General features: G+C 44.6%; 6 protein-coding genes. 3 read left to right on the top strand and 3 right to left on the bottom strand.

The genetic code is table 11. The features are described 5' to 3' along the window. The first annotated feature begins 203 nt into the window (after positions 1–203). On the top strand, positions 204–2864 hold the full coding sequence (locus ACXLDX_RS12475; protein ID WP_457577515.1) for a M16 family metallopeptidase: 2661 nt from the start codon (positions 204–206) through the stop codon (positions 2862–2864). A 125-nt stretch (positions 2865–2989) separates the two neighbouring features. Beyond that, a complete protein-coding gene (locus ACXLDX_RS12470) occupies positions 2990–3394 on the top strand; it encodes a hypothetical protein (RefSeq protein ID WP_457577514.1) in 405 nt (134 codons plus the stop codon). Between the two features lie 12 nt (positions 3395–3406). Here the strand turns inward: ACXLDX_RS12470 and sppA are convergent, their stop codons facing one another. Together sppA and dinB are read right to left on the bottom strand one after the other, a co-directional pair. Beyond that, positions 3407–5266 carry a signal peptide peptidase SppA gene (sppA, locus tag ACXLDX_RS12465; RefSeq protein ID WP_457577513.1) on the bottom strand — a complete coding sequence of 620 codons (1860 nt, stop codon included), beginning with the start codon at positions 5264–5266 and terminating at the stop codon, positions 3407–3409. A 124-nt stretch (positions 5267–5390) separates the two neighbouring features. Beyond that, a complete protein-coding gene (gene dinB / locus ACXLDX_RS12460; protein WP_457577512.1) occupies positions 5391–6488 on the bottom strand; it encodes a DNA polymerase IV in 1098 nt (365 codons plus the stop codon). A gap of 89 nt (positions 6489–6577) precedes the next feature. Here dinB and ACXLDX_RS12455 point away from each other — a divergent pair, with 89 nt between their 5' ends. Beyond that, positions 6578–7216: a Crp/Fnr family transcriptional regulator gene (locus ACXLDX_RS12455; protein ID WP_457577511.1), complete on the top strand. Its 639-nt coding sequence runs from the start codon at positions 6578–6580 to the stop codon at positions 7214–7216. A gap of 135 nt (positions 7217–7351) precedes the next feature. Here the strand turns inward: ACXLDX_RS12455 and ACXLDX_RS12450 are convergent, their stop codons facing one another. After that, positions 7352–7930, bottom strand: a complete 579-nt coding sequence (locus ACXLDX_RS12450; protein ID WP_457577510.1) for a L,D-transpeptidase family protein — start codon at positions 7928–7930, stop codon at positions 7352–7354. Positions 7931–8341 lie beyond the last annotated feature (411 nt).

Genomic DNA, 8341 nt, shown 5'->3' with positions numbered 1-8341 from the left:
TAATTTTATAAAAACGAAATAGATTGAAAAAATATATCGATGAATCAAATTATCAGTTCTTAGTTCTTGCGGTACTGATTTGTTTTCTGACGGTGTTGGATGCTGATGCAGCTTTTCCCTTCTGTTTTCAAAATAATTGGCCTTACGAACTCAGTGATATCTCACCCGATCCTGACCTGGTGCGTGGGCGTCTTGAAAATGGGATGCGATATGTTATCAAGGAAAATCATGAGCCTGAAAAACGTGTGGCACTCTATCTTGACGTGCAGGCCGGTTCCCTGAATGAGAATCCGGACCAGAGGGGCGTCGCCCATTTCCTTGAACATATGATGTTCAATGGTTCAATTCATTTTCCTCCTGGATCACTTGTCGAGTATTTCCAGGAAATCGGGATGAACTATGGTGGAGATGCCAACGCACATACAGGTTACAGTGAGACCGTGTATAATCTCGTACTTCCTGATGGAAGAATACAGGATCTTGAAAAGGGGTTGCTTGTTCTTGCGGATTATGCCCGGGGCGCGCTCCTGCCGGAAAAAGAAATAGACAGGGAACGAGGTGTTATTCTTGCTGAAAAGAGAGCCAGGGACTCCGCCATCTACAGAACTCATATCGCCAGCACATCATTTGCATTTCGAGGTACAAGAATTCCTCTGCGAACAATAATCGGCAGGGAAGAAATACTTAAAACTGCCGATAGAGCTGTTTTAAAATCCTACTATGATTCATGGTACAGGCCGGAAAACATGGTTCTGGTCGTCGTCGGGGACATTGATCCGGGGAAGGTACAGAAGAGCATAAAAAAACATTTTTCTTCTTTGAGTGCTGCAGGTAAAAAACCTGCCTGCCCCGATTTTGGTCGTCTGCAACACAGGGGAAAGGAGTTTTTTTATTATTATGAACCTGAGCTGGCTAAAACCAATGTTTCCATTGAATCATTATGGGATAAAAGTCCCCATGATGATTCAGTTGCCCTTGAAACCAGGGAAATCAAACGGTTCATAGCCGCAATGATCATTCGATACCGTCTGCAGAAAATTCTTGAAAAACCGGGAACACCCTATACCGGGGCAGGGTTTTATTATGGCGATCTTGAGAGGCGAATCGGCTATGGCTCAATTTCGGCTCAGACCGACGGGGCACATTGGCAGGAAACTCTGAAGTTACTCAACAATATTCTCAGGCAGGCTCTTCGCTTCGGATTTTATGAGCATGAACTGGAAAGAGCCAGGAAAGAAATCCTTGCCGGTTTTGATGCGGCAGTTTTGCAGGAAAAGAACGAAGATTCCAGGTTTATCGCCAGGAAGATCATTCGCCATATCAACAGTAATCGGGTTTTGCAGTCGGCGGAGCAGGAGAGAGATCTCTTCGGCCCGATAATAAAACAAATTTCCCTCACTGATATTCATCAGGAATTCAGAAAAATATGGAATCATGACAGCAGGCTGGTTTCAGTTACCGGTGATGTTCAACTGGAGAACGGTAAAAAAGATATCCAAGCTGTTTATCAGGACAGCCTGAGGGAGACAATAACTGCTTTTGAAAATAAGAAAAAAGGTGAATTTCCCTACCTGAAGACGCCGGAATCGATCACTCCCCCAAGGCAGGTATTCAACTCCCCCGAACTGGGTGTTGAAGTCATTCGATTTGCAAACGGTACGGTTCTCAACTTGAAAAAAACCGATTTTCGGAAAAATGAAATACAGATGACAGTCAGTTTCGGGACCGGAGAGCTGGAAGAACCCCAGCCCGGCATGTCAATGATTGCTGAAGACGTGATCAATGAATCGGGAACAGGAAAATTCAGCAAGTCTGAGCTGAATGAAATACTTGCCGGAAGCACGGTAGAGATCGGGTTCAGTATTCAGGAGTCATCATTCCTCTGGCGGGGCAACTCCCTGACTAAAGATTTTGATGTTCTTCTTCAGTCAATATACAGCCATATATTCGATATAACAGTAAGAAAAACTGTTTTTGACTCGGAAGTAATCGACATTGCTCAAATGTATAAAAAACTGGAACAGGATGTTGACGGAGCTGTTCCTTTGAAAATACTCCCGTTTCTGGCGACGGGAAATGCTCATTTTGGTTTGCCTCCTGTGAAGTCAGTTCTCAAAATTGATTTTTCACAACTGTCGGCATGGGTCAAAACTCTTGTTCCTGAAAATGATCTTGAAATTTCCGTTGTTGGTGATTTTGACAGAAAGAAAATTATAGAAGGTATCCAGGAATACTTTTCAGGGTTGAAGTTGTATCCCCGCATTATTCCGGAGATTGAGACAATTTCTTTTCCAAAAGGGAAAACAAAGGAGGTCAGGGTCCAGACTTCAATCGGGAAATCAGTTATTCTTGTTGCCTGGTTGACAGAAGATTTCTGGGATATAAACAGGACCAGGAAATTTCATCTTCTTGCTTCAGTTATTGAGGATCGTTTAAGAAAGGTACTGAGGGAAAAAATGGGGGCGACGTATTCACCGGAGGCGTTCAGCGATAACAGCAGAACATACAGGGATTACGGTTTTCTCGCAGTTCATGTGACAATGAAACCGGGCAGTGAAGAGATGATCAAAAAGGAAATTTTCAGAATTGCAGGAGAACTTCGTAAAAATGGCGTAACAGATGAAGAACTTGAAAGAGCAAGGAAACCTTTGCTTACCTCCATAAGGGAAAGTCTCGAAAATAACAGTTACTGGCTCTATTCGGTTCTGCTGAGATCTTCGATTCATCCGGAACAGCTGGACTGGCCTCTGACGATTGAAGATGAGTATTCAAAGATAAAAAAAGAAGAACTTGACCGTTTGATACAGAAATATCTGATAGAAGGGCGGGCAGCGGTGGCGGTGGCCAGGCCGGCGGAAAAGTAGACTGCAATACATAATCGGACTGGAGGACCTTATTTTATTTGATTTTTCTTGAAATCTGTGCATAATTAAAAGGAGAAAGTTGCATTTCTTTCCCAGCCAAAAACTGCTTGAACCGGAGGAAAGCCATGGATGGAATGGAAACGGTCCTTAAGAAACACTCCTTTGCCGGATTTCTTGGAAAAGTTAAACGAAGAAATACCAGGACACGTGTACAGGGGTTTGTCGGGGATATCGCTGTTGGTTCTTCAATAATCTGTGGAGATGTTGCGGACATCTCATGCAGTGGCATCAAAATGACTGCTCTGCCTGAGAATTTTTCTGCAGTGAAGCACATCTATACAACCATTGTTTCCGGTGATGGTAAACATTATAAATTACTTGTTAAGCCGTGCTGGAAAAGACGAAACACAGATGGCGGTGTTGAAATAGGGTTTAAAATCATGGATGCACCATTGGAGTGGGTCGATCTTACCTTGAACCTGAGCTCAGGTGTTGATGATTCAAGGGATGAGTTCGGCTTTCATGCCTGAGCAGATCAGTTTTTATAGTGCCGGAGCGATGAATGAATAAGCATACATTCCACAGGGATCACTGAGCTGCAGAAGATCCTTTACGCCGGCGGGTATTTTGTTACTGAATAATCGAAGGAGTGGTTGCGGTATTTCCCGTTTTATTGTAAAAAACGTTTTTCCCAGGCCGTTGGTCAGATAGCGGATAAACAGATCTCGAACAGATACCGGCCTGTGAAGAAGTTCTTTTTTGAATTTTTCCAGGCCTGCCAGTTTTGCGGCAGCCTTTACAGAATCATCCAGACTACCGAGTCTATCCACAAGCCCGAGTTTAACGGCCGCTCTGCCATCGTAAACCCTTCCTCGGGCAATTTTCTGAACGTATGATTTTTCCAGTTTTCTGCCGGTGGATACGATATTGATAAATTGATCGTACCCCCTGGTAATTGTCAGATGAATGGCAGCTTTTAACGGTTCGGAAAGGGGACGGGCAAGGTTGATCCCTGACGCAAGGGGGGTGGTTCCAGTCCCATCACTGTGAATACCATAAGTTGAAAGGGTTTTTTCGAATGTCGGTACTGCGCCGAAAATACCAATAGACCCGGTTATTGTAGCAGGTGATGCCCATATTTCATCGGCATTTGCAGCTATCCAATATCCTCCTGAAGCTGCCACGGCCCCCATGGACACAACCAGAGGTTTGCCGCTTTTCTTAAATTCGAGAAGCTCCTGTCGTATAATTTCAGAAGCAAATGCCGAGCCACCACCTGAATTTATACGAAGGACAAGAGCCTTTATTGATTTATCTTTTCTGGCCTTATGAATCAGTTTGCTTAAGGAATCTCCCCCGATAATTCCTGCCGGTTGTTCCCCTGGAACAATGTTTCCCTCGGCAACCAATACCCCGATTTTATCCTGATTGAAAGTCGATTTTGATCTGTTTCGCAGCAGTGTCAGATAGTTTTCTGATGAGATATGGTTTGTTTTCAGGGAATCATGATTCCTGCCGGTTATTTTTGTGAAGTAGAGGGAAATCTGTTCACGGGTGAGCAACTTATCAACCAGACCGAGTTTAAGAGCCAGACCGCCACTGTCACCCCCTGTTGATTCCAGCTGTGCTGCTATATCGGTTGTATATTTCTGTATGGCAAGCGGTTTTAGAGGGCGCAATTTGTTTATATCATCACTGTAGAGCTGCCAGAGGGCAGTCAACCATTCCCTGGTCTGTTTCCTGTCTTCCGGCGACATGCTGTCCCTGGTTAACGGTTCCAGAGCGGACTTGTAAGTTCCTACCTTGAAAATATTGTAGTTGACCATCAATTTATCCAGAGCCTGCTTGAAGTAGAGGTGATAAACACCAAAACCGTGGAGAAAAACCGTGCCCATCGGGTTAAGGATTACGGTGTTCGCATGGGCGGCCAGGTAGTATTGAATCTGTGTATAATTATCCTGGGCAGCGATAATTCTTTTCCCTGTTGCCTTGAAATTGTTCAATGCTCTGCCGATTTCACGCAGCTGGTTCAGTCCAGCCCGGTTGAGGTGTTTGAGATCAAGACGCATGACTGTGATATTTTTGTCCGCTGCGGCACCATCAATTATGTCAAGTATGTCCTGCAGGAGTGTTTCAGCCTCAAACTCGGAGACTGTACCGCCGGGCAGATACATTTTTTCAAAGGCGGAAGTGACTCTTTTTTCTTCCACAATATTTCCTGAGAGTGTCAGATCAAGGATTGTGTTGGGGGAAACATGAATTCCTTTTCTGGGCACCAGGGAAACAATCACCAGAATCACGACCAGGACAAAAAGGAGATTAAAGACAAGATTTCGTAAGGTAGTGAACACCTTGCCGGTATATTTAAAAATGTTCAGAATCGAGAGAATTAGGTCTTTCATTGAAGTTATTTCCAGGAAAAAAGTGGTGTTTAAAAAGGCATCAGATTGTTGTTCAGGTGTCCCAATAGAATAATTACCTGAATTTTTAATGGTGACTTAAAGGTAACTCCTCGCAGGGTAGCAACTATATGATTTTATAACCTCCCGGAAAGGGTAAAAGGAGCTGACGCGGTTTTTTACCTCTGTCCATGGTAAGATTGGAGATGGTTATTCCTAAAAGTCGGATATCACGCGCTCCCGCTTCCGTCATCCTCAGCAGTTCCGGAAGACAATGGCGGATCTCATTTCCGCTGAACACAGGGTTCTTCAGTGTTCGGGAACGCGTGATGGTAGTAAAATCTGAATAGCGTATTTTCAAGGTTACCGTATATCCCCCGGTCTCTAATTTCAACAGGGAATGTTCTAATTTTTCAGTTATTGATGACAGGATCTCAAAAATTCTCTCAATATCTCTGATGTCCCGGGGAAGGGTGGTTTCACTGCCTACCGACTTTCTGACCCTGTTCGGTTGAACAGGACGATTATCGATTCCTCGCGCAATATCGCTGAGAAACGAACCGGTTTTGCCAAAATGAAACACCAGCTTTTCCCTGTCCCATGAACGCAGATCAGCACCATTTCTGATACCGAGATCCGTCATTTTTTTCTCGGTTACTTTGCCCACTCCAAAAAATTTTCTGATCGGCAGGGAAGAGAGGAAATCATGAGCATGTTCCGGAGGAATTGTGGTGATCCCATTGGGTTTCTGGACATCGGAAGCCACTTTTGCCAGAAATTTATTGTAGGATACGCCTGCCGATGCTGTCAGACCGGTTTCTTGAAAAATCTGACTGCGAATTTGCTCGGCCACCAAGGTGGCCGAGGGATTACTGGTGTTATTGACGGTCACATCAAGAAACGCCTCATCAAGAGAAAGTGGCTCAACCAGGTCTGTGTATTGTTTGAATATCTTCATGATCATTCGGGATATTTCCCTGTATCTCTGTATACGGGGGCGAATAAAAACAGCCTGGGGACAGAGCCTGGCTGCCTTTGAGCACGGCATGGCTGAATGGATGCCAAAAACGCGCGCCTCGTAGGAACAGGCGGCAACAACACCCCGGCCTTTCGGCCGGCCACCGACAATAAGAGGTCTGCCTTTGTACCGTGGATTATCTTTTTGTTCCACAGAGGCATAAAATGCGTCCATGTCTATATGAATTATTTTTCTTTTGGTATACATTCAAATGATAAATACTGACAGACTCAATGGCTTTTTACTCTGATTCCTTTAAAAATAGCAGATCCATGGATAAAAAAAAGATAATTAGTATGAGCCTTCTTTTTGAAGGTTTACCGGAAAACCATGTGGAAGAACTGGCCGCCATCGCAATAGAAAATGTTTACGGAAAAGGTGAAACGATTTTCTTTGAAGGGGACGAGGGCAACGGATTCTATATGGTGGGTGAGGGAAAGGTAAAGATATTCAAGATGTCACCTGCCGGCAAGGAGCATATTCTTCATATTTTCGGTCCCGGTGAACCATTTGGCGAAGTTCCTGTTTTTCACGGCTGGCCTTTTCCCGCAACAGCAGAACCGTTGGTGAAGACAAGGACTCTGTTTTTCCCGAGAGACAGATTCACCAGGCTGGTGGAGGCAAACCCGGCAATTGTCCTCAAGATGCTTGCGGTTCTCTCCATGCGTCTGCGTCGCTTTGCCACGCAGATTGAAAATCTTTCCCTGAAGGAAGTTCCTGCTCGTCTTGCTGGATATCTGATGTATCTCCGGGAAGAACAGGGTGGTTCTGATGAGGTAAGGCTGGAAATTTCCAAAGGACAGCTTGCCAGCCTGCTTGGAACCATTCCTGAAACTCTCTCCAGGATTTTTGCGAAGATGAGTGACGAAGGTCTGATCCGGGTACAGGGGAAGGTTATAAGCCTGTTGGATCCTGAGGTACTGGCGGAAAAGTAATTGCTCAAAGGCACTCCAGCTTTTCACGGTTTCTTTTGTCCCCATAGACAGGCTATAGCGAAGAAGAGCCTGCAAAAACCTGTGGCAGCAATGGGCCTTTGGAAAAACAGTCGCGAATTTGTAACGGTCTCGTGATTATTGCCCGAACACATAGCGGCAGCCTTTGACCATGACAGTGGGGGGAATATGTGTTTTTTCAAAAATATCATACCCCTCTTTAAGATTGAGCCAGAATGAGTCCCATTTTCCCCGGTGGATCAGCAAGTTTTTTTTTGTCATTCTGAAGGGAAAGATATGCACCTGAAAAGATCCCTGGCAGTTGGCAAGGGCCGCATCGGCAAGGGTGTAAATCTCTTCCATGCGGAAGTCGGCCATGGCAAAACAGCCGATGGAATTACATTTTCCATGCACCATCAGGGCGGAACCTGTCCTTTCGTGGCAACGGTCGAATTGATTGGGGAATCCTAGATTAAAGGAGAGATGATGTCTTGACCAGGGATTCATCTGCTCAACGCCCACCCTGTAAAATCCTTCAGGTGCCTGATGGTCTCCCTCTTTAAGCTTTGGTCCGATAGTCCCGGACATGTCGCATACCGTAAAACGTTTGTACAGAACATATGTTCGTGCTTTTTTTACCCAGAGTTCCAACTCCGGCGGGTGTTTGAAAATTCTTATAAAAATCGGAGAACCTGGAACCAGGTTCTTTTTTTTCATCTTGTTTCTTAAATCAGGCAGGTTATGTTGTATTATTTTTTCAGCGTGTTGATTCAACGGGGTAAGACAGTTCAAGGCATGTGCCGGTACGGAAAGGAAAAATGCGATGACTGTTGTGAAACTGAAAAGCACGAGAGCCTGAAAACAATTACATAAATTCTTGACTTGCCGGTGATATTTCATTAGTACCATTGGAAATTTTACATAAGGTCTTTTGTAACTACTCACAGGGGTAGCAAATATGTGATTTTATAACCTCTGAACTGTAATTGCTCACAGGTGCCGCAGATTTTTGCAGGCTCTTTTGTTCGCTATAGCCTACTATGCGGACAAAAGAGACCGTGAAAAGCTGCGGTACCTGTGAGTAATTACCATGGGTAATCGGAATGTTTTACAATAATGCAGAGTTGG

Source organism: Desulfomarina sp. (assembly GCF_054039375.1).
This window is presented reverse-complemented; position numbering and strand designations above follow the sequence as displayed.

What these genes read in the sequence shown, in the direction of transcription:
- ACXLDX_RS12455 (WP_457577511.1), top strand. Translation starts at nt 6,578, where the DNA reads ATGAGCCTTCTTTTTGAAGGTTTACCGGAAAACCATGTGGAAGAACTG.
- ACXLDX_RS12475 (WP_457577515.1), top strand. Translation starts at nt 204, where the DNA reads ATGCGATATGTTATCAAGGAAAATCATGAGCCTGAAAAACGTGTGGCA.
- sppA (WP_457577513.1), bottom strand. Translation starts at nt 5,266, where the DNA reads ATGAAAGACCTAATTCTCTCGATTCTGAACATTTTTAAATATACCGGC.
- ACXLDX_RS12450 (WP_457577510.1), bottom strand. Translation starts at nt 7,930, where the DNA reads ATGAAAAAAAAGAACCTGGTTCCAGGTTCTCCGATTTTTATAAGAATT.
- dinB (WP_457577512.1), bottom strand. Translation starts at nt 6,488, where the DNA reads ATGTATACCAAAAGAAAAATAATTCATATAGACATGGACGCATTTTAT.
- ACXLDX_RS12470 (WP_457577514.1), top strand. Translation starts at nt 2,990, where the DNA reads ATGGATGGAATGGAAACGGTCCTTAAGAAACACTCCTTTGCCGGATTT.